The following is a 21,749-nucleotide window of genomic DNA, read 5'->3' on the forward strand; positions in this document are numbered from 1 at the left end:
TGGATCGGGTTTGATCCAGAGAAATTATCCGTCACTATTCACCCTGAAGATGAAGAAGCTTTTGAAATCTGGCACAAAAACGTCGGAGTACCAGCTGAAAGAATCATTCGGATCGAAGGGAACTACTGGGATATCGGGGAAGGCCCAAGCGGACCTAACACGGAAATCTTCTATGACCGGGGGCCGGGCTACGGCGATGATCCGAAAGATCCGGAATTATATCCCGGCGGGGAAAACGACCGGTATCTTGAAGTATGGAATCTTGTATTCTCCCAGTTCAATCATAATCCTGATGGAACGTATACACCGCTTCCAAAGAAGAATATCGATACCGGGATGGGACTTGAAAGAATGGCATGTGTGGTCCAGGAAGTCCCTACCAATTTCGATACGGATTTGTTCATGCCGATCATGAAAGCTGTTGAAGAAATTTCAGGGAGAACATATGGCAAACATGAAGAAACCGATGTCGCGTTTAAGGTAATAGCAGACCATATCCGTACGGTGTCGTTTGCGATCGGTGACGGGGCACTTCCTTCAAATGAAGGGCGAGGATATGTATTGAGACGTTTATTGCGCCGTGCAGTCCGTTTTGCTAAGCAAATTGAGATTAACCGTCCGTTTATGTATGAATTGGTCCCTGTTGTTTCTGAGATCATGGTGGATTTCTACCCGGAAGTAAAAGAAAAGGCGGAATTCATTAAAAAGGTCGTGAAAAATGAAGAAGAACGTTTCCATGAAACGTTAAATGAAGGATTGGCAATTCTTTCTACCATTGTAGATAGAGAAAAGAAAGCAGGAAGCAGTACCATACCTGGTGAAGATGTATTCAGACTATATGACACATATGGTTTCCCGGTAGAATTAACGGAAGAATACGCTGAAGAAGAAGGACTTTCTGTCGACCAGGCAGGCTTTGAAAAGGAGATGGAAGGCCAGCGTGAGAGAGCTAGATCTGCACGTCAGGATATCGGAAGCATGCAGGTGCAAGGCGGAATCTTAAGTGATATCACAACGGAAAGCAAATTTATTGGTTATGACAATCTGGAAACAAATGCGACTGTAGTAGAGATACTCGTCGATAAGGAACGCCAGCCAAAAGTGGATAAAGGCCAGGAATTCCAGTTCATCCTGGACAAAACTCCTTTCTATGCAGAAAGCGGCGGGCAGATCGGGGACAAAGGCTATCTGAAAGCAGATGGGGTAGAAGTCCACGTGACTGATGTGAAAAAAGCACCAAATGGACAGAATCTCCATACCGGGATCGTTGAAGAGGGAACTTTAAAAAGCAATCATAATCTAGTGGCGAAAGTATCGCGGGAATCAAGGAAGAAAGTGGAGAAGAATCATACAGCCACTCACCTTCTGCATCAGGCATTAAAGGATGTGCTCGGTGAACATGTTAACCAGGCAGGATCCTTGGTTGAACCGGACCGCCTTCGATTTGATTTCTCTCACTTTGGATCTGTCACAAATGAAGAAATGGAGAAAATTGAAAGCATCGTCAATGAGCAAGTGTGGAAAGCAATATCGGTGAATACTGACCTTAAATCATTGGCTGAAGCAAAAGAGATGGGCGCGATGGCACTGTTCGGAGAAAAATATGGCGAAGTCGTCCGTGTAGTTTCAATAGGCGACTACAGCCTCGAGCTTTGTGGAGGCTGCCATGTTTCCAATACTTCCGAAATCGGTTTATTCAAGATCATATCTGAAAGCGGAATCGGTGCAGGCACCCGCCGAATCGAAGCAGTCTCAGGAGAAAGTGCATACAACCTTCTGAATGAACAAGTATCACTTCTGAAAGAAGCGGCTAATAAGCTGAAGGCGAATCCGAAAGATCTGGTCAATCGAGTAGATGCCTTGTTGCTTGAAATGAAAGAACTGCAAAGGGAAAATGAATCATTGGCGGCGAAGTTGTCTAACATAGAAGCAGGAAGCTTAACCGATCATGTGAAAGTAATCGATGGAATCAATGTGCTTTCAGCAAAAGTGGGCGCGGGAGACAGCAATGCATTGAGGACTATGATGGATGACTTAAAGCAGAAGCTCGGTTCCGCTGTCATTGTGCTGGGGACTGCAGGTGACGGCAAAGTAAACGTGATTGCCGGTGTAACCAAAGATTTAGTGGACAAAGGTTATCATGCAGGAAAGCTGGTTAAAGAAGTTGCATCCCGCTGCGGAGGCGGCGGAGGCGGACGACCTGACATGGCCCAGGCAGGCGGGAAAAATCCTGAGAAATTAGAGGAAGCTCTGCAATTTGTAGAAGAATGGGTGAAATCCGTTTAACTCTGCGTTAAAGTGGTGTACAATGAAGGTAACGATTAACAATTCGTTTGTTGAAAAGACAAGCCTAAAGAGAGGTGCTAAAAATGAGTTCTTTTGACAAAACGATGCGATTTGATTTTTCTGATGAGCCATTTGAACATGACGTTAAGGAAGTACTGCTTCAAGTTCATGACGCGCTTCAGGAAAAAGGGTATAACCCGATCAATCAAATTGTTGGGTACTTATTATCTGGGGATCCTGCTTATATTCCAAGACATCAAGATGCCAGAAATATCATCCGCCGTTTGGAACGTGATGAAATCATCGAAGAATTAGTCAAATCGTATTTGAAACTGCATAAAGAGGGATAATGAATGCGAGTAATGGGACTGGACGTTGGCTCCAAAACTGTAGGCGTTGCAATAAGCGACGCCCTTGGCTGGACAGCGCAAGGAATTGAAACAGTGAGAATCAATGAAGATGAAGGCGAATTCCGTATCGACCGCATAAAGGAACTAGCCGAAGAATATGAAGTGGAATCCGTTATCGTCGGACTTCCCAAAAACATGAATAATACGATTGGGCCAAGAGGGGAAGCTTCGAAGGCATACGGTGAATTGATTCAGAGTGAGCTTGCGTTACCGGTTAAATATTGGGATGAACGCTTGAGTACGATGGCTGCCGAGCGAGTTCTCCTCGAAGCTGACGTCAGCAGGAAGAAACGCAAGAAAGTGATCGATAAAATGGCTGCAGTGATGATTCTTCAAGGATATCTTGACAGTCAAAAATAATGAGGTGAATGTTTAATGGAACACGGAGAAAAGCAAATTACAGTAGTAGACGAGCAAGGAAATGAACAGCTGTGTGAGGTACTGTTCACGTTTGAGTCGGATAAATTCAATAAATCATATGTTCTGTACTATCCGCTTGGAGCAGATGAAGATGACGAAGAAGAAATCGAAATTCACGCATCCGCTTTCCAACCAGGCGATGAAGGTCAAGAAGGCGAATTAAAGCCGATTGAAACAGAAGAAGAGTGGGACATGATTGAAGAAATGTTAAATACTTTCCTGGATGAAGAAGAAGAAGGCGAATAATTTTCATTAAGGATTAAAGGACAGGGACCGGCAAAGGGATTATTTTCATCCCTTTTTGCCGGTCCCTGTTTCACTTTGTGCAAAATATTGTATAATAGGGAAGATGATGTCGAAAAAACATGACGGATATCAAGCTTTTTGCTCGAAAAGGGGAATAAAGAAATGGAAGATAAAAAGAATATAAAAGAAACACTTATGAAAAAACTCTTGGAAAGACAGGAAGAGGCGAAAGTCATCCGTAAAATCGTCGGACTTATTATTTTATCACTATTCATCATCATCGGAGGCACTGCAGTCGGCGGATACCTATACATAAACTCTGCTCTTAAACCAGTGAATCCAGATGATACCAAACCGGTGAAAGTAGAGATTCCGATTGGTTCGGGAGTTACATCCATCGGGAATGTTTTAGAAGAAAATGGCATTGTAAAAAATGGAACAGTATTCAAATACTATGTTAAATTCAATAATGAATCAGGTTTTCAGGCAGGTTCATATGATTTAACACCTTCCATGACGCTGAATGAGATTGTCAATAGTTTGAAGACAGGTAAGGTAATGAGGAAGGCTGAATTTAAAATCACCCTGCCCGAAGGACTTCAGCTTGATAAAATTACAGAAATCATCGCAGATAATTCTCCTTATAATAAAGGCGAAATTGAAAAGAAACTGAACGATAAGAAATGGCTCGAACAATTAAAAAAGAAATACCCGAACTTGATAACAGACGAAATCCTTCATAAAGATATTAAAAGGCCGCTTGAAGGATATCTTTATCCGGCAACTTATTCTTTCTATGAGAAGAAACCTTCTTTAGAAAAAATCCTTACGAAAATGATTGCTCAAACCGACGAAGTGTTGGCCCAATATCAAGCTTCAATGGCTGAAAGGGAGTATACAGCACACGAACTACTAACGTTATCTTCCCTGATTGAAGAAGAAGCAACCGAAAAAGCGGACAGAGGCAAGATATCAAGTGTATTCTATAACCGCATCGACGAAGGGATGCCCCTTCAAACCGATCCGACCGTCCTGTATGCACTGGGCGAACATAAGTCCCGTACAGTTTATAAGGATTTAAAAGTGGACTCACCTTATAATACTTATAAGGTGAAAGGTCTGCCGCCGGGTCCGATTGCAAATGCAGGAACTTCGTCAATTGAAGCTGCACTCCAGCCGGAAGATACAAATTATTATTATTTCCTTGCTTCTTCTAACGGATCTGTCTATTATTCAGAAACGCTTGATGAACATAATGAAAAGAAAGCGAAATATATTACCAATCAATCCGAATAATTCAAGTTTTGAAGGATATGATACAACTGCCGTTGCTGCAGTAGAAGAGGAAAGAATCATTCGCTTTCCTCTTCTCTTTGTGTTAAAATAGTACAAGTTATTTTCATAAATGTGCGTTATCTTTGCGAGTGCGTATGGAATCAGAAAGCTCTTAGTAGCTTTCTCTTTTCATGTTATGCGCAACTGTAAGGCAGTTTATAGATGAGGATCGTGAAGTCATATGATGAATGAGAAGGTTATTAACTATATAGAATCAATCACTAGGAAACGTTCTCCGCTCCTAAAAGAAATGGAGCATTTTGCAGAAGAAAACAATGTGCCCATAATGGAGCTGGTGGGGATAGAAGCCCTGTTAGGCATTTTATCCATTCAACAGCCCTCCCGCATACTTGAAATCGGGACGGCGATCGGATACTCTGCATTAAGAATGGCGGAAGCTCTGCCCGGAACGGAGATTACGACGATCGAACGTGACGAAGAGAGATTCGGTGCTGCTAAGGATTACTTGACACGCTCCGAACACGGAAGCCGCATCCATGCTCTTTTCGGGGATGCCCTGGAACTTCAGGAAGAAGTGAAAAAACACGGACCTTATGATGCGATATTTATCGACGCGGCAAAGGGACAATACCAGAAATTCTTTGATCTCTATTCAACGATGCTTACGAAAGACGGAGTCGTCTATTCAGATAATGTTCTTTTCAAAGGACTGGTAGCAGAAGAGGAAGTCGAGCAGAAAAGAATAAGGAACCTGGTCAAAAAATTGAAGAAATATAACGAATGGCTGATGAATCATGAAGAGTATGAAACATCCATCCTGCCGGTTGGGGATGGTATCGCCATTAGTAGAAAAAGGGGGAACAAAAGTGAACAAGCCTGAGCTGTTGGTGACCCCGACATCCCTGTCAGACATTGAATCTTTATCCAGGGCCGGGGCTGATGCCTTTATCGTGGGTGAACAAAAATTCGGTTTGCGCCTAGCAGGGGAATTTTCAAAGGTAGAAATAAAGAAGGCCATTACGATCGCCCATAGCCATGGAAAAAAAGTATATATTGCGATGAATGCTATTTTCCATAATGAAAAAGTTGAAGAGTTGGAAGAATATATTTCTTTTATGAAAGATGCTGAAGCGGATGCAATCGTGTTCGGAGATCCTGCCGTATTGATGGCTGCAAGAATTGCTGCTCCGGACATGATGCTGCACTGGAATACCGAAACTACGGCGACCAATTGGTATACCTGCAATTATTGGGGCAGAAAAGGCGCAAAACGTGCAGTTCTCGCCAGGGAATTGAGCATGGATTCTATCGTGGAAATAAAGGAAAGCGCTGAAGTGGAAGTAGAGGTTCAAGTGCACGGCATGACCTGCATGTTCCAATCGAAACGCTCCCTGCTAGGAAACTATTTTGAGTACCAGGGGAAGGTATTGGAGATTGAACACCGTAAGCAGCAAAAGAACATGTTCCTGCATGACAAGGAACGTCATAATAAATATCCGATTTTCGAAGATGAAAACGGAACTCATATTATGAGTCCCAATGACATGTGCATCATTGATGAACTCGGGGAATTGATTGAAGCAGGCATAGATTCTTTCAAGATCGATGGGGTATTGAAATCCTCTCAATACATGATGGAAGTCACGAAACTGTATCGGAAAGCGATTGATCTTTTTGTGCAGGATGAAGAACAGTATGACGATGTAAAGGATGAACTTTTAGAAGAAGCAAAGCAGCTTCAGCCCGACAACCGTCCGCTGGATACAGGTTTCTTCTTTAAGGAAACGGTCTATTAAATCAGTTCAAGAAAGATGAAAAGAACGGAGGAGTTACGTTGACCATGGTTGTAAAAGACCCAATCTCTAACGTTGTTGACGGAAAACGTGTTATCGTGAAGAAGCCTGAATTATTGGCTCCTGCCGGTAACCTTGAAAAATTGAAAATAGCAGTACACTATGGTGCAGATGCGGTTTATATCGGCGGTCAGGAATTCGGACTTCGTTCAAATGCAGGCAACTTTACATTGGAAGAAATGAAAGAAGGCGTTGAATTTGCACGGAATTATGGTGCAAAGATATACGTAACAACGAATATCTACGCTCATAATGAGAATATGGAAGGTCTCGAGGATTACCTGACAGGCCTTCAGGAAGCAGGAATTGCCGGGATCATCGTTGCCGATCCCCTGATTATCGAGGCATGCAGAAGAGTGGCGCCCCAGGTAGAGGTTCACTTAAGTACTCAGCAAAGCTTATCCAATTGGAAAGCAGTCCAATTCTGGAAAGAAGAAGGCCTGGATCGTGTTGTATTGGCGCGTGAAACGAGCGGTGAAGAAATCCGGGAAATGAAAGAAAAAGTGGATATCGAAATTGAGACCTTTATTCACGGTGCGATGTGCATTGCCTATTCCGGTCGCTGCACGCTCAGCAACCACATGACTGCACGTGACTCAAACCGTGGCGGCTGTTGTCAATCATGCCGCTGGGACTACGATCTGTATCAGCTTGAAGATGGTGATGAAGACCCACTATACAGTGAAAATGATGCTCCTTTCGCAATGAGTCCAAAAGACTTGAAGCTCGTTGAATCGATTCCGAGAATGATTGAGCTTGGCATCGACAGCCTAAAAATCGAGGGTCGGATGAAATCGATTCATTATATTGCAACGGTGGTAAGTGTTTACCGGAAAGTCATTGATGAATATTGTAAGGACCCCGATCATTTCAAAATAAGGAAAGAATGGCTTGAAGAACTCGAGAAATGCGCCAACCGTGAAGCGGCTCCTGCATTCTTTGAAGGGGTGCCTGGGTTTAAAGAGCAAATGTTTGGTGTTCATAATAAAAAGAATACCAACTTTGAATTTGTCGGACTTGTACTGGATTATGATGAGGAAACGGGAATTGTAACGGTCCAGCAGCGAAATTATTTTAAAACCGGACAGGAAATGGAATTTTTCGGACCGGAAATATTGAATTTCACTCAAGTGATTGATAAGATGTGGGACGAAAAAGGAATTGAACTCGACGTGGCATGTCACCCGATGCAAATAGTGAAGTTCAAAGTTGATCAGAGAGTTTATCCTGACAACATGATGCGAAAGGAGAACATAGTAAAATTATGAAACAAAAACCGGTTGTGATTGGTGTAGCAGGAGGATCCGGTTCTGGAAAAACAAGTGTGACCAAAGCCATTTATGAGCAATTCCAGGGCCATTCCATATTAATGCTGCAGCAGGATTATTATTATAAAGATCAAGCAAACCTGCCCTTTGAGGAACGGTTGAAAACCAATTATGATCATCCTTTGGCATTCGACAATGATCTACTCATAGAGCATTTAACTGAACTTATCAACCATCAGGCGGTAGATAAGCCAGTGTATGATTATAAAATGCATACCCGCTCTGAAGAGACTATACTGGTAGAACCGAAAGATGTCATCATTTTAGAAGGAATATTAGTATTAGAAGATGAAAGATTGCGCAACTTAATGGATATCAAGCTTTATGTCGATACGGATGCGGATCTCCGCATCATCAGAAGGATGCTCCGTGATATTAAGGAAAGAGGGCGTTCCATTGATTCAGTTATCGATCAATATATCACGGTTGTCCGTCCGATGCATAATCAGTTCATCGAGCCGACAAAGCGTTATGCTGACGTTATCATTCCTGAAGGCGGACATAATCACGTAGCGATCGATTTAATGGTAACAAAAATTCAAACAATTCTTGAACAAAAGTCATTTTTGTAATACGATAACATAGATAAACATATATAGGTTAAATTCCCATCAATGTTTAGGAATCAGGGAATGGAGGAGAAGAGTCTTTCCTTCATTCCCTGCCTTTACATCTTAAAGCATCATGTATCACTACATAAAGAGCTCGGGAAGCTCTAAGACAGTTAAGGAGTGAAGAGGGTCATGAGTACAGAAAAAGTATACCCTATGACATTAGAGGGTAAAGAAAAATTAGAGAAAGAACTTGAGAATCTTAAATCAGTAAAGCGTAAGGAAGTTGTAGAACGCATCAAGATTGCGAGAAGTTTCGGAGACTTATCCGAGAACTCTGAGTATGACGCAGCTAAAGATGAGCAGGCATTCGTCGAAGGCCGTATATCTACATTGGAAAATATGATTCGAAACGCTAAGATCATCCAGGAAGATGACATGAATTCAGATACAGTTCAATTGGGTAAGAGTGTGACATTTGTGGAACTGCCTGATGGAGATGAAGAGACCTATACAATCGTCGGAAGTGCAGAGGCTGATCCATTTGAAGGGAAAATCTCAAATGATTCTCCTATTGCAAAGAGCCTCCTTGGCCACAAGATAGGAGCGAAAGTGACTGTCCAGACTCCTGGTGGTGAAATGAGCGTTAAGATTGTAGAAGTAAGCTGAGAAATAGAAATTAAGGAAGAAGCCCGATCTCAGGGTTTCTTCCTTTTTTATTGCTTTCATACCGGATTAGAATGAATGAAACTCGTCAACAATGTAGACGAGGTGAAGAGGAATGATACGAAAACGGGTCAAACTGCTGAGTATCCTGCTGCTTATAGGGCTATTGACATTATCCGCAAGATTGATGCAGCTGCAATTATTCCAGACAGAATCTTTCACAAAGCATAAGATCAACCTGATTGAGGAAAGTGTGGCACAGCGGACGCAGCAGCTGATCATTGATGAGGGAAGGGGACAGTTCCTCGATCGAAACGGGAAGCCGCTTACATTCAAAGAGAAAAATGTACTTGTCTTATTTCCTTTTTTAAAAAGAATAGAGTGGCCGGTCGAGGAAGTTGCACGCATCATCCATGTCACTCCTGAAATCATTGAAACAAAGCTGGAGCTGGCTAAGGGACCGATTGTATTTGGAGGTAAAGAAGCCTATCAGCTTTCCGATGAACAGATGAATGAGATAAATGATTTGAACATACAAGGGGTTTTTGCCGTTACGAGGAAGTTTAAGAGCGAACATATCCCAGCTTCCCAGCTTATTGGGATAACGGGGGAAAACGCCGAAGAATTTCATGAACGCTATCCCGATAAAGTAAAAGGAGTACACCAGAAGATAGGTGTCACCGGGATGCAGGAAATCTTTGATGAGTGGCTGATATCTGAAGAACAGTCAAAGCTGATCTACCACGTTGATGCCATCGGGGGACCTTTGTTCGGGACCGACGTGAAGTACCTTGCCCCCGCCAATCCGTTTTATCCGTTAAATGTCAAAACATCAATCGATATTGAGATACAGGGAGCCCTTGAAGAAGTTGCAGATCAGTATAATATCAAGAAAGGCGGCTTGCTGCTTCTGGATATAGAGAATAGTCAAATTCTTGCTAATGTGTCCCGTCCTGCAGTTAACAACAGTGACCCGTTCAGCGGTGGCGCATCCAATTATATGCTGAAAGCACTGGCACCTGGTTCTGTGTTCAAAACAATTGTTGCGGCAGCAGCCATGGATGAAGGCATCGTGGATGAATCACGCATGTTTAATTGTGATAAGGATATTTACGGTAAACCAGCTGACAAACAACATGGGTCGATTAACATAGAATCGAGTATAGCCGTCAGCTGTAATAGAACCTTCGCTGACCTGGCAAAGGAACTTGTGGAAAAAGATTCCCATTCTCTTGAGAAATATGCAGAGAAGCTTGGATTATTAGGTGATCTATCATGGAATGGGAATGTATTTCATTACGAAAATTTTTCTCAGCTGCAAGTGAGCGAGGGAAGGATTTTTGTATCGGATGAGGAACGAAAAGATCTAAATTATATCTCCCAAACAGGAATAGGGCAGAGGGAAGTACGAGTCACTCCACTTGGGATTGCCAATATGATGGCCACCATAGCCAGGGGCGGGGAAAAGTACAGAGTCAATGCGGCTACGTCCATCGACTATCAAAACGGGACAAGCATGTTCTCCTTCCCAAAACAGAAGATGGAAGGAGAGCAGATTTCCCCTTTCACCGCTATGAAGATGCAGCAGTATCTGAGGGGAGTGGTCAACTCGCCTGAAGGGACTGCCCCATATTTAGACACTGCCCTCTATGAGATTGCCGGTAAGACAGGAACGGCACAAACAGGCAGCAAACAGGAGGGAAAAGAGCTGTACAATAAATGGTTTGCCGGTTATTTCCCATTTGAAGAACCAAAATATGCTTTAGTCGCAGTCAATATGGATGTGCTCATCGATGAAGGAGGGATTTACCCGATTTTTAAAGACAGTGTGGATGCTGTTTATAAACTCGCACATGAGTAAAACCTCCCGTTCCGAACGGACCAATCTACTGCTGCCCCGGAAATTGGTTAATGTTTCGCTTTATTCTTTTTACTCTATCATGTTAAAATGTTTAGGATAATAGGAGGGAATCTTATGGCGAAATATAATTCTAGATTAGATCGACGCTCTAAAAGTAAAACCAATAAAGTCTTAAATATAATGATCGCTGTTGTTGTTCTCTTAATCGTTGTGGTAGGTGCGACGATTCTGACCGGTAATGGTTCCGATAAAGAAAATGCATCAACAGAGGTTAAAAACGAAGAGAAAAACACAAATGAAAACAGTGCTGATCGTGATAATAAGCAAAAAAAAGATGAAAACACAGTTTCCATGGATGAAGAATCCAATTCAACTGAAAAAGATGATAAAGATAAGAAGAAAGAAGAAGAGGCTTCAGAGGAAAAAGAATCTGTTGGACTTGATGACAGCAATGCTCAAATAAAGGAAAGCAGTGAACCCAATGTAAAGAATACAATTGTGCACCCTGATTGGGAGCCGGTCGGTACACAACAGTCAGGCGAGCATGTGTCTTCCTATGATATGGGTACACCCGATTGGCAGGAAAAAGTCAAAGCCCTTTCTTACGCTACGGGAATCCCCGAAGATAATATGACTGTTTGGTATATCGAAGGAAATGGGGGTCCTCAAAAGTCTATAGGGACGGTAACTGAGAAAAGCGGTTCCACAGCGTACAGGGTCTATCTCCAATGGACTGACGGGCAAGGCTGGCAGCCGACAAAGGTTGAGGAATTAATCGAAAATGATAAAGATTGATCAATAAGTAAGCTCCGGGTGCACGCGCCCGGAGTTTTTTTGTCCAGCTCCAGCGCCTAGCCCCTCGAGACGTTTCGGATCGCCCAATGAAGTCAAAGGGCGACTTCACTGTTCGATCCTCCAACGCTTGTCGGGGCTGAGCAAGGCGCTTGCGCTTTTCTTTGTCCAGCTCCAGTTCCTAGCCCTTCGAGACGTTTCGGTCCGTCCCATGAAGTCAAAGGGCGACTTCACGGGCCGGCCCTCCAACGCTTGTCGGGGCTGAGCAAGGCGCTTGCGCTTTTCTTTGTCCAGCTCCAGCGCCTAGCCCCTCGAGACGTTTCGGTCCGTCCCATGAAGTCAAAGGGCGACTTCATGGGACGGACCTCCAACGCTTGTCGGGGCTGAGCAAGGCGCTTGCGCTTTTCTTTGTCCAGCTCCAGCGCCTAGCCCCTCGAGACGTTTCGGATCGCCCAATGAAGTCAAAGGGCGACTTCACTGTTCGATCCTCCAACGCTTGTCGAGGCTGAGCAAGGCGCTTGCGCTTTTCTTTGTCCAGCTCCAGCGCCTAGCCCCTCGAGACGTTTCGGATCGCCCATGAAGTCAAAGGGCGACTTCATGGGACGGCCCTCCAACGCTTGTCGGGGCTGAGCAAGGCGCTTGCGCTTTTCTTTGTCCAGCTCCAGCGCCTAGCCCCTCGAGACGTTTCGGTCCGTCCCATGAAGTCAAAGGGCGACTTCACGGGACGGCCCTCCAACGCTTGTGGGGGCTGAGCAAGGCGCTTGCGCTTTTCTTTACACTTGTTTCTTTACTTTGAAATGAACGACAGCGGTGTAGAGTCTCCTGCCATTTTCATCGATGGATACATGATGCTGGACATTATGCACATGCAGCATGATTGCTTTATTATGCTGGATTTGCTCATCTATTTTTTTCTCAAGGGTCTTTAGTTGACCTGCCTCGAAAAACTCTACTTTGTCTTCAATCAATTCAAATGAGATATTCATCGGATTCCTCCTTCATATGGACTTTGCCCCTATCATTTTAGTGTGTGGCAAGTATTTTTACAAATTTTATTTGTTGAATTTGCAAAAGTAATATGATACTTTAATAACAGTTTTAAAATTAATTCATACTATGTTGATAGGAATTATAAACTTAATTTTAAACTGAGGTGCTTATTGATGGGTAGAGAATTTTTGGATTTGTTCGAGGACTGGGCAGATTCTTACGATGATACGGTTGCAGGGAAAGATGCAGAGTACAAAGAAGTTTTTGATAAATATGAAGAAATCCTTGATGGCGTAGTGTCTCTTTCAAGAGGGACGGTAGTGGAATTTGGTCCCGGGACAGGAAATCTTACAGCAAAGCTTTCCGAAGCAGGCTTAGACGTGATTCCATACGAACCTTCTCCTGAAATGAGAGTGATTGGACAGCAGAAACTTGGGGAAACCGTTCCGTTTTTCGATGGGGATTTTCTTGAATTTAAGCTGGATGGGGACGTTGATACGATTGTCAGCACCTATGCATTTCATCATTTAACAGACGAAGAAAAAGGAAAAGCATTTGGCATTTATGGAAAGTTACTTGCTCAAGGTGGTAAAATAGTATTTGCTGATACAATGTTTGAAACAGAACAGCATTATCAGGCCGCCATCAATCAAGCAATGGATAAAGGCTTTCTGAATCTTGCAGAAGATTTAAAACGGGAATACTATACGACATTGGATGTACTTGAAGAATTATTAAGTGCAGAAGGGTTTAACGTTCATTTTCGTCAGATTAACAGCTTTGTCTGGATTATGGAGGCGACTAAACAATAGAAAGAGGTCAAAACATGAAGATCGCCATCATTGGAGCAATGGAAGAAGAAGTTGCATTATTAAGGGATAACATTTCAAATCCGCAAACAGAAACAATTGCAGGTTGTGAATATACAAGTGGAACGATGAAAGACAAAGAAGTCATCCTCCTTCGTTCGGGGATAGGCAAGGTAAACGCTGCAATGTCAACTGCCGTGTTACTGCAGCATTTCAAACCGGATGCCATCATCAATACAGGATCAGCCGGTGGATTCGATTCTTCATTGAACGTAGGAGATGTCGTGATTTCAACGGAAGTTCGCCATCATGACGTGGATGTGACAGCTTTCGGTTATGAATACGGGCAGGTGCCGCAATTGCCTGCTGCGTTTACAGCGGATGATAAATTAATGAAGGCGGCAGTTGAGAGTGTCAGGGAACTGGGAGACGCCCAGGTTGTATCAGGGTTGATTGCGACAGGGGATTCATTCATGAATGATCCTGCAAGGGTAGAAGCTATTCGGGATAAGTTTACAGCCTTACAAGCAGTTGAAATGGAAGCGGCAGCTATTGCACAGGTCGCATATCAATTCAATGTACCGTTCGTGATCATCCGATCATTATCGGATATTGCAGGTAAGGAATCTGACGTCTCCTTCGAGCAGTATCTCGAAAAAGCAGCTCTGCATTCTGCTAAGATGGTTATGAATATAGTGGAATCCGTATAAACCATTGTAATGAAGCTGACCCGAGCCTTCATTTTTTCACTCTTTTCTGAAAGCTGTGGTGAACCCGCCAGCTCTAAGAATGATATGTGAGGAATACGTGCTAAGGTCGGCTTTTTTCGGTAAAGGGGCGAAAGAAATGGATGTTTATAACAACGTGCATGAATTGATCGGCAATACACCTATAGTGGAATTGACACACTTTCCATTGAAAAATGGGGTGCGTCTATTTGCTAAATTGGAATTCCTCAATCCAGGGGGAAGTGTTAAGGATCGACTGGGGCTTGAATTAATGAAGGAAGCCATAGATACTAACAAGATAAAACCGGGCGGCGTCTTTATCGAACCGACTGCAGGGAATACCGGTATCGGTCTGGCCTTGGCTGCTGTTAACTCAGGGTTCAAAGTGATCTTTTGTATTCCTGAGAAATTCAGCATCGAAAAACAGGAATTGATGAAGGCTCTGGGGGCGGAAATCGTCCATACTCCCACAGAGCTGGGGATGAAAGGGGCCATCGCGAAGGCGAAAGAACTCCTGAAGGAAATCGATCATTCTTATTCCCCGGCACAGTTCGAAAATGAAGGCAATCCGAAAACGTATTATAAAACGCTCGGACCAGAGGTATGGAAGCAAATGGATGGAAGGATTGATACCTTTGTAGCAGGAGCCGGCACCGGTGGTACATTCATGGGCACTTCACGATACCTCAAGGAAATGAATCCGGCAATAAAGACAGTCATTGTTGAACCGGAAGGATCTATATTAAACGGGGGAGCGTCGGGACCTCATAAAACCGAAGGAATCGGAATGGAATTCCTCCCTGACTATATGGACGCGACTTATTTCGATGCGATCCATACTGTCACGGATGACGATGCGTTCATGAAAGTGAAAGAAGCGGCATTACAGGAAGGGCTGCTCGTCGGCAGTTCATCTGGCGCAGCACTTCACGCGGCTCTAATCGAAGCGGAAAATGCAGAGTCGGGCAGCCATATTCTCACCATCTTTCCGGACTCAAGTGAACGCTATTTAAGCAAGAAAATATATGAAGGAGGAATCTGACTATGAAAAAGAAGACTCAATTAATCCACGGCGGCGTTGGACTCGATCCACAAACAGGAGCGGTTTCTACACCGATATATCAAGTAAGCACATACAAACAGGAGGAAGTAGGAAAACATAAAGGGTTTGAGTATTCTCGGTCAGGGAACCCGACAAGACACGCACTGGAAGAACTCATCAAAGATTTAGAAGGCGGGAAGAAAGGTTTCGCGTTCGGATCCGGAATGGCTGCGATAACAGCGGTCATGATGATGTTTGACAGCGGAGATCATGTCGTGCTGACAGATGATGTATATGGCGGTACTTACAGAGTCATGACGAAAGTATTAAACAGACTCGGAATTCAATCTACATTTGTGGACTCAAGCGATCTGAAAAATATTGAAAAAGCAATCAAACCAAATACCAAAGCAGTGTATATAGAAACGCCAACAAATCCCTTATTGAAAATTACGGATATAGAAGCCGCGGCAGTACTTGCCAAGAAGCATAATCTATTGACGATCGTCGATAATACATTCAGCACGCCATATTGGCAAAACCCGTTGAGTCTTGGCGCCGATATCGTATTGCATAGTGCCACCAAATATATCGGGGGGCACAGTGACGTAGTCGCCGGGCTTGTAGTCGTAAATTCAGTAGAATTGGCTGAAGAGCTCTTCTTCGTCCAAAACTCCACTGGCGGGGTTCTTGGCCCTCAGGATTCATGGCTCCTGATCAGAGGGATCAAAACACTTGGGCTCAGAATGGAGGAGCATGAAGAAAACACGAAAAAAATAGTGGACTACCTGGTAAAACATCCAAAGGTGACAAAAGTCTACTATCCTGGTCTTGAAGCACATCCACATCATGACGTGGCGAAAAAGCAGGCAGCAGGATTCGGAGGAATGGTTTCATTCGATGTAGGCAGCGAAGAAAATGCAGACCTTCTTCTCACGAATACAAAGTATTTTACATTGGCAGAAAGCCTGGGAGCTGTAGAAAGCCTCATTTCAGTTCCTGCACGCATGACCCACGCTTCGATTCCTGCCGACCGCCGCAGCGAATTAGGTATAACGGACGGATTGGTAAGGATTTCTGTTGGACTTGAGGATGCCGAGGATCTTATTGAAGATTTGGAACGCGCTCTCACAAAATAACTTTAATGCCTATTGGAAGAACTGGTATCAATTACATGGGAGGCTGTAACCTTTCCTATGTTACGATTAATAAGAGATTACTAGTTCAAAAGTAGGTGATTGATCGATGAAACAAACATTGGATAAAAAGAATATACAGCATAAAATCAATGACTTTAAACGGTTTGGATTTACGCTTTTGGCATTGAGTGTGTTTATGTACCTGGGGGTGGTGATCCCGTCCGAAACAGTGACCCCTGTTAAGACGATCACGCTTATGACAGGCACCATCATTTTACTTGGACTTTCACTCATCTTTTTCACCAGAGCGATAAAATATAAAAAAGATCTGCAATCCGCGGATGAATAGCTGACGGGCCCATGAATGGGCCTGTTTTTTTACGTGGGATTTCGCGTTAACACCCTATTGCACTTCAGCATATCCGGACAGGCAGTTTCCAGGGGAAGAAGCACATTCTTCCGAAAAATAGATAATGTGCCGCTCCATAATGAACACCCCTTAAATAGAATAATAGAGCTTGGCGGCGAGAAAAATCGAAATTTGTTGAAAATAAAATGTTTACAATTCAAAGGTAATTGGATATACTAACCAATGTAAGAAAAAAATCACATTAAAGGAGGTCGAAGAAAATGATCATCGCTGCTGATAAATCTTATACAACAGAATATTGTTCAAACCATTCGACCGCTTACTGGATGATTTTCGTTTAATTTAAACACACTGACTAATTTAAATGAAGCCGCGGGGAGAATGTACTTTCCTGCGGTTTTTTTGTGCCGCACAGGGAAGTTCTCTTTGCGGCTTTTTACTGCCTGAAATAAGGCTTTGAAAGGGGTGATACGTATGACACTGAATCTTTTATTCCTAACGGTAACATTCAAGAAGAAACATGAATCATTTGAGGAAGCTGAACACAATTTCAAAGTGACGAAGCAATTTGAACAAACGAAAGAAAAACAACAGTTTATGTCTCAAATTTTTTAATGAACAGACAATCATCCATTTGGAGAGGAGAATGTAACATGATATTTATACAGGAGAAAAGACTGAATGCGCTATGGGTAGAGAAGGACTCTGCCTAACGAAAGAGAAAGCGGGTGGAAGAGTTGTTTTTGAATATCGTTTTTTGGACGGCTTACTTTCATAGGATAAAGAAAAAATAGATAAAATGAGGAAAAGGGATCCCTTATGGAATATGAGGGTCCCTTTTTCTATTGGAAGAACATATCGATAATCCGCTGGAACTAATTCATGAATCTATCATTTTTTAGTAAAAAGTTGTTCACGAATGCAGCGGGTTTTTCGGTGTAAAGATGAGTGAATGGGATTTTCTCCATGATTAGGGGTCTTGTTTTGACGTCTGCCATTGGGTTGATCATCGCTGCTGAAGTCAGTGTGTAATAGTGATTTAGTACTTTATTATGAATGAGTTGCAAATGCTTTAGAATAGTGATTAGTAAGTATTTTTGTTCATCAAAAAAGTGCTCAGAATCGTGAGCACTTTTTGCAATACGTACAAATCATTTATTGCGCTTTTCCTTTTCTTCCCTGTAGAATTCATGAAACATCTTCATTAGAGCGCGTTTTTCTATTCTTGAAACATAGCTTCGGGAAATGCCGAGTTCTTTAGCGATTTCTCTCTGTGTCTTTTCTTCTTTCATATCTAATCCGAAACGGCCTACGACCACTTCCTTTTCCCGTTCATCGAGAACGCATATATATTTTCGGACCTTCTCGAGTTCCATGCTCAATTGAATCGTGTCGATGACATCATCTGTTTCCGATTTTAGGATATCGATCAGGCTGATTTCATTTCCTTCTTTATCCTGTCCGATCGGATCATGAAGGGAAACATCTTTTTTTGTTTTTTTCAGGGCCCTTAAATGCATAAGTATCTCATTTTCAATACACCGGGCAGCATAGGTGGCAAGCTTTGTTCCTTTCCCTTCCGAATAGCTTTCGATGGCCTTGATCAATCCGATTGTCCCGATGGAAATTAAGTCTTCTGGGTCTTCGCCGGTATTTTCGAATTTTTTCACAATATGCGCGACCAATCGTAAATTGTGCTCAATCAGCAGATTTCGTGCGTGGTCGTCTCCCTCGGCCATCATGCGCAAATACTTTCTTTCATCTGCTGCAGATAAGGGTTGAGGGAACGCATTGTTCTTTACATAAGAGACGAGAAATATCAATTCTTTGAAGAAATATCCCAGTGCTGTTAGAACGCCAGACATATTCACACCTCCATAAGGACTTATACAGTAAGCATATGAAGGAATCAGCCAGTCCTTGCACGTCCCCTGAAAGTATACGAGCCTTTCATGCAAATTAAAGGGGGATATGCCCATACACATCCTAATGGTGTCACATATATTAATCATACTAAGTGTGTTAGGAGGTATGCACATGCCATATGGTTATCCTTATTACGGTCCTCCAGTATACTATGGTTATGGCGGCGGAGGTTTCTATTTTGCACTGGCAGTCGTTCTGCTCATCCTGCTATTTCTATTTGGTGGCTGGTGGTACTATACAAATTGCTACTAGAAAAGCGGAGGGGTTTTGCTCAAGAGGCGGGTGGCATAAGACGAACCGGTCATGAAGGCGTCCTTTGCCTTCCTGGGCGGTTTGGTTTAAGCCATGTGCCTCTAAACCGCGTAGCTGGACAAGAAGAAAAGCGGAGGGGTTTTGCTCAAGAGGCGGGTGGCATAAGACGAACCGGCCATGAAGGCGTCCTTTGCCTTCCTGGGCGGTTTGGTTTAAGCCATGTGCCTCTAAACCGCGTAGCTGGACAAGTAGAAAAGCGGAAGCACCGACAAGCACAATACAGGTTAGCGTGAAAGGCATACTTTGCCTTTTTCATAGCTTGACTATGCAGAAAGACCCGCGGCACTTCGCGGGTCTTTCTTACACCTTTTTAAGCGTAAACGAACTGATCATCAATAATGATAAAATAATCGTTATGAATAAGACCAATACTCCAGGAATAAATGGAAGGGCTAAGTAACTCAATGTTAACAGGCAGCCGGCAGCGGTGATGGGCAACCCAGTAAAATAACCGGTACTGTCAGTAATATTAAAGCGTGCTAAACGAAAAGCACCGCAGCCTATATATAGAATCGAGAAAAACATCCCCGGAAATGCAAATTCATTTAAAACTGCAGTGTAGATAAGCAGAGCAGGTGCGACGCCGAAAGAAATGATGTCACTCATCGAATCAAGCTGTTTCCCAAGCTCTGATTCTATGTTCAGTTTTCTTGCTGCCATGCCATCCAAACGGTCTGTCAGCGCAGCGATGAAAATGAGAAGCAGACTTAAGTTCATTTGATTGTGGAGGGTTGCAATGACACTGAATCCTCCGAGGGAAAGATTGGTCAATGTCAAAAGATTGGCGGTTTGGGATTTCAACTTTCTTACTGTTTGATCAACGACATCGGAGAGTAACAATAAGCCTTCACTCCTTATAAATTCATTTTACAAATCCTTATGATTGTATGAGAAATAAAATGATTCCCGGCAGATAAAATATCCCTTTCAATATAGTATATAATCATAATTTATTATATACTTATTAAACTGCGAAAGTTCTATTCTTTTGTGATTGATAGAGAGGGATCATGATGAAACAATCATTTTATCGAATATGTATCGAATTGACAAATAAAAAATGGTCCTCTTTTCTCCTGAGGAAATTCGTGCAGTCACGTATAAGCATGCCGTTCATATCCAGTTTCATCAGGACGTTCAAGATTGATGTGAATGAATTGGAAGGAAATGTAAAGGATTACCGGTCCCTGCATGACTTCTTTATCAGAAAGCTGAGAAAAGATGCGAGATTCATCCAATATGGAAAAAATGATGCAGTAAGTCCGGTAGACGGGCTGCTCGCGGAAAGCGGCATGATATCCGAAGACCTTACGATCGAAGTCAAAGGAAGACCGTATTCCATCCTGGAGATGATGGGAAGTAATGAAAAATCTGCTCCATATCTTGGCGGGACGTTTGCGGTCTTTTATTTGAGTCCGGCAAATTATCATCGTATTCACAGTCCTGTTGATGGGGGCGTATTAAATAGGTGGTCGCTGGGGAGGCATTCCTATCCTGTTAATGAGTCAGGGCTGCTGTACGGAAAGGATGTGCTTTCCAAAAATTATCGTGAAATCACTGAGCTTCAGCATCTGCTTGGGAAAGTGGCAGTTGTTAAAGTAGGAGCAATGTTTGTGAACAGTATCGAGTATGTTAACCATAATACGGAGTGGATACAGGGAGAAGAAGTGGCTTATTTTTCTTTCGGTTCGACCGTCATTCTTCTGTTTGAAAGAGACCGGTTCCGTTTTACTGAGGACGAAGCTGTTCCGAGGGCAGTGAAAATGGGCGAAACGATTGGGAAGTTTAATGAATAAAAAAAGAGGACGGATGAAATTATCCGTCCCATTTTCTTGTGTTATGCTTGTCGCCTCTGAGCGAAGCCCCTCCGCTTTTCTTTGTCCAGCTCCGGGGCTTAGAGGCTCGAGACATAAGCCATGCCATCCATAAAGGCAAAGCGCGCCTTTTTGGCTGCCCTGTCTTATGCTTGTCGCCTCTGAGCGAAGCCCCTCCGCTTTTCGTTTTAACTTGCTTTTATGCGATGTGTAAGTGACCGACGGTGAATTTCCATTTCGATGAGGCGGATAAATTCCGAGCTGAGCTTTAATTGGCACGCTTTGTAGTAAGAATCCAATAGCAGTTCGTCCGATAATTTCCTCATTATTTTCACCTCCAGGATCGTCATACATTTTTATTTTGAAACATATCGTTAGTAAGTTATGAAGTAGTAATTAAACTTTACCAAATAATTTTTTTTAGAACAAGCGTTCCGTTATCCACAGTGATTGGTGGATAAGTTGTGGTTAAACTGTATACAACTGGTAAAATTACCTAACTTTATTGAGGGAATAATGTGAATAAGGTTATCCACAGAAGCTGGTGGCAATAAAATTTGTCGAAAAATATTTATAAATAGCTGGAATATTCATTGACCCGGCACATATAATATGGTTTATTTTGAATCTGCAAGTAAAATTGGTTATCATTGATTTAATTAAGGTTAAAGTACGTTGTTATTAATGAAATAGAAACTTGAGGTGTATAGATGGTGTTAAAGCATTTTTTACCTGATGAACAGGTCCAGGACATTTTCAGTATCCGTCCGGAGTACTTAAAGGAAAAAGGGATCAAGGCAATCATTACCGATCTGGATAATACACTTGTTGAGTGGGACAGGCCCAATGCTACTCCTAAGTTGATTCAGTGGTTTAAGGAAATGCAGGAACAAGGGATCCTGGTCACGAT

General features: G+C 42.9%; 25 protein-coding genes and 1 pseudogene. 21 read left to right on the forward strand and 5 right to left on the reverse strand.

What is annotated here, in order from left to right:
• The 12 genes from alaS to HP456_RS06140 form a co-directional block, all read left to right on the forward strand.
• The coding region (alaS, locus tag HP456_RS06085) for an alanine--tRNA ligase (protein WP_172249139.1) at window positions 1-2,286 on the forward strand (2,286 nt) is incomplete at its 5' end.
• An 83-nt stretch (window positions 2,287-2,369) separates the two neighbouring features.
• Complete coding sequence (locus tag HP456_RS06090; RefSeq protein ID WP_172249140.1) at window positions 2,370-2,636, forward strand: IreB family regulatory phosphoprotein; 267 nt, start codon at window positions 2,370-2,372, stop codon at window positions 2,634-2,636.
• A gap of 3 nt (window positions 2,637-2,639) precedes the next feature.
• Complete coding sequence (gene ruvX, locus HP456_RS06095) at window positions 2,640-3,056, forward strand: Holliday junction resolvase RuvX (protein ID WP_172249142.1); 417 nt, start codon at window positions 2,640-2,642, stop codon at window positions 3,054-3,056.
• 15 nt (window positions 3,057-3,071) lie between these two features.
• Window positions 3,072-3,362: a DUF1292 domain-containing protein gene (locus tag HP456_RS06100; RefSeq protein ID WP_172249144.1), complete on the forward strand. Its 291-nt coding sequence runs from the start codon at window positions 3,072-3,074 to the stop codon at window positions 3,360-3,362.
• A gap of 162 nt (window positions 3,363-3,524) precedes the next feature.
• Window positions 3,525-4,658, forward strand: a complete 1,134-nt coding sequence (mltG, locus tag HP456_RS06105) for an endolytic transglycosylase MltG (protein WP_172249146.1) — start codon at window positions 3,525-3,527, stop codon at window positions 4,656-4,658.
• A 220-nt stretch (window positions 4,659-4,878) separates the two neighbouring features.
• On the forward strand, window positions 4,879-5,538 hold the full coding sequence (locus HP456_RS06110; protein WP_172249148.1) for an O-methyltransferase: 660 nt from the start codon (window positions 4,879-4,881) through the stop codon (window positions 5,536-5,538).
• Complete coding sequence (locus HP456_RS06115; RefSeq protein ID WP_172249150.1) at window positions 5,525-6,454, forward strand: peptidase U32 family protein; 930 nt, start codon at window positions 5,525-5,527, stop codon at window positions 6,452-6,454. Before HP456_RS06110 ends, HP456_RS06115 begins: the two co-directional genes overlap by 14 nt.
• Before the next feature lie 44 nt (window positions 6,455-6,498).
• Window positions 6,499-7,779: a peptidase U32 family protein gene (locus tag HP456_RS06120; protein WP_172249174.1), complete on the forward strand. Its 1,281-nt coding sequence runs from the start codon at window positions 6,499-6,501 to the stop codon at window positions 7,777-7,779.
• Window positions 7,776-8,411 carry a uridine kinase gene (udk, locus tag HP456_RS06125; protein WP_172249152.1) on the forward strand — a complete coding sequence of 212 codons (636 nt, stop codon included), beginning with the start codon at window positions 7,776-7,778 and terminating at the stop codon, window positions 8,409-8,411. Before HP456_RS06120 ends, udk begins: the two co-directional genes overlap by 4 nt.
• Window positions 8,412-8,582: 171 nt before the next feature.
• Window positions 8,583-9,059 carry a transcription elongation factor GreA gene (gene greA, locus HP456_RS06130; RefSeq protein ID WP_172249154.1) on the forward strand — a complete coding sequence of 159 codons (477 nt, stop codon included), beginning with the start codon at window positions 8,583-8,585 and terminating at the stop codon, window positions 9,057-9,059.
• 112 nt (window positions 9,060-9,171) lie between these two features.
• Complete coding sequence (locus HP456_RS06135; RefSeq protein ID WP_172249156.1) at window positions 9,172-10,917, forward strand: peptidoglycan D,D-transpeptidase FtsI family protein; 1,746 nt, start codon at window positions 9,172-9,174, stop codon at window positions 10,915-10,917.
• Between the two features lie 114 nt (window positions 10,918-11,031).
• Window positions 11,032-11,712, forward strand: a complete 681-nt coding sequence (locus HP456_RS06140) for a YrrS family protein (RefSeq protein WP_246288794.1) — start codon at window positions 11,032-11,034, stop codon at window positions 11,710-11,712.
• 458 nt (window positions 11,713-12,170) lie between these two features.
• On the opposite strand, the gene HP456_RS06145 is transcribed toward HP456_RS06140, so the two are convergent.
• Entirely contained in the window at window positions 12,171-12,308 is a 138-nt protein-coding gene (locus HP456_RS06145) for a hypothetical protein (RefSeq protein ID WP_172249137.1), read from the reverse strand.
• A gap of 174 nt (window positions 12,309-12,482) precedes the next feature.
• Window positions 12,483-12,695 (reverse strand): DUF2536 family protein, encoded by a 213-nt coding sequence (locus tag HP456_RS06150; protein WP_172249158.1) that lies wholly within the window; start codon window positions 12,693-12,695, stop codon window positions 12,483-12,485.
• Window positions 12,696-12,872: 177 nt separating this feature from the next.
• Between HP456_RS06150 and HP456_RS06155 the strand changes: the two genes are divergently transcribed.
• The 6 genes from HP456_RS06155 (at window position 12,873) to HP456_RS06180 (ending at window position 17,402) form a co-directional block, all read left to right on the forward strand.
• On the forward strand, window positions 12,873-13,511 hold the full coding sequence (locus tag HP456_RS06155) for a class I SAM-dependent DNA methyltransferase (protein ID WP_172249159.1): 639 nt from the start codon (window positions 12,873-12,875) through the stop codon (window positions 13,509-13,511).
• Window positions 13,512-13,525: 14 nt separating this feature from the next.
• A complete protein-coding gene (gene mtnN / locus HP456_RS06160; RefSeq protein WP_172249160.1) occupies window positions 13,526-14,218 on the forward strand; it encodes a 5'-methylthioadenosine/S-adenosylhomocysteine nucleosidase in 693 nt (230 codons plus the stop codon).
• A gap of 136 nt (window positions 14,219-14,354) precedes the next feature.
• A complete protein-coding gene (locus HP456_RS06165) occupies window positions 14,355-15,278 on the forward strand; it encodes a PLP-dependent cysteine synthase family protein (protein ID WP_172249161.1) in 924 nt (307 codons plus the stop codon).
• Between the two features lie 2 nt (window positions 15,279-15,280).
• Complete coding sequence (locus tag HP456_RS06170) at window positions 15,281-16,417, forward strand: bifunctional cystathionine gamma-lyase/homocysteine desulfhydrase (protein ID WP_172249162.1); 1,137 nt, start codon at window positions 15,281-15,283, stop codon at window positions 16,415-16,417.
• Between the two features lie 106 nt (window positions 16,418-16,523).
• Window positions 16,524-16,766 carry a YrhC family protein gene (locus HP456_RS06175; RefSeq protein WP_172249163.1) on the forward strand — a complete coding sequence of 81 codons (243 nt, stop codon included), beginning with the start codon at window positions 16,524-16,526 and terminating at the stop codon, window positions 16,764-16,766.
• A gap of 495 nt (window positions 16,767-17,261) precedes the next feature.
• Complete coding sequence (locus HP456_RS06180; protein WP_172249165.1) at window positions 17,262-17,402, forward strand: YrzI family small protein; 141 nt, start codon at window positions 17,262-17,264, stop codon at window positions 17,400-17,402.
• A gap of 536 nt (window positions 17,403-17,938) precedes the next feature.
• Here HP456_RS06180 and sigK read toward each other — a convergent pair.
• On the reverse strand, window positions 17,939-18,652 hold the full coding sequence (sigK, locus tag HP456_RS06185) for an RNA polymerase sporulation sigma factor SigK (protein WP_172249167.1): 714 nt from the start codon (window positions 18,650-18,652) through the stop codon (window positions 17,939-17,941).
• A gap of 172 nt (window positions 18,653-18,824) precedes the next feature.
• On the opposite strand from sigK, the gene HP456_RS06190 reads away from it, so the two are divergent.
• Window positions 18,825-18,965 carry a hypothetical protein gene (locus HP456_RS06190; RefSeq protein WP_172249168.1) on the forward strand — a complete coding sequence of 47 codons (141 nt, stop codon included), beginning with the start codon at window positions 18,825-18,827 and terminating at the stop codon, window positions 18,963-18,965.
• Window positions 18,966-19,325: 360 nt separating this feature from the next.
• Here the strand turns inward: HP456_RS06190 and pssA are convergent, their stop codons facing one another.
• Window positions 19,326-19,865, reverse strand: coding sequence for a CDP-diacylglycerol--serine O-phosphatidyltransferase (pssA, locus tag HP456_RS06195; protein ID WP_172249170.1), 540 nt, complete (start codon window positions 19,863-19,865; stop codon window positions 19,326-19,328).
• 170 nt (window positions 19,866-20,035) lie between these two features.
• On the opposite strand from pssA, the gene HP456_RS06200 reads away from it, so the two are divergent.
• Window positions 20,036-20,821 carry a phosphatidylserine decarboxylase gene (locus HP456_RS06200; protein WP_246288796.1) on the forward strand — a complete coding sequence of 262 codons (786 nt, stop codon included), beginning with the start codon at window positions 20,036-20,038 and terminating at the stop codon, window positions 20,819-20,821.
• A 206-nt stretch (window positions 20,822-21,027) separates the two neighbouring features.
• On the opposite strand, the gene HP456_RS06205 is transcribed toward HP456_RS06200, so the two are convergent.
• Window positions 21,028-21,165 (reverse strand): sporulation histidine kinase inhibitor Sda, encoded by a 138-nt coding sequence (locus tag HP456_RS06205; RefSeq protein ID WP_172249172.1) that lies wholly within the window; start codon window positions 21,163-21,165, stop codon window positions 21,028-21,030.
• Window positions 21,166-21,549: 384 nt separating this feature from the next.
• Here HP456_RS06205 and HP456_RS06210 point away from each other — a divergent pair.
• Window positions 21,550-21,749, forward strand: a pseudogene (locus tag HP456_RS06210) (YqeG family HAD IIIA-type phosphatase); the annotation flags it as partial.

Origin of the sequence: Bacillus haikouensis, assembly GCF_013179555.1 — a bacterium.
GTDB lineage: Bacteria > Bacillota > Bacilli > Bacillales > Bacillaceae_B > Rossellomorea > Rossellomorea haikouensis_A.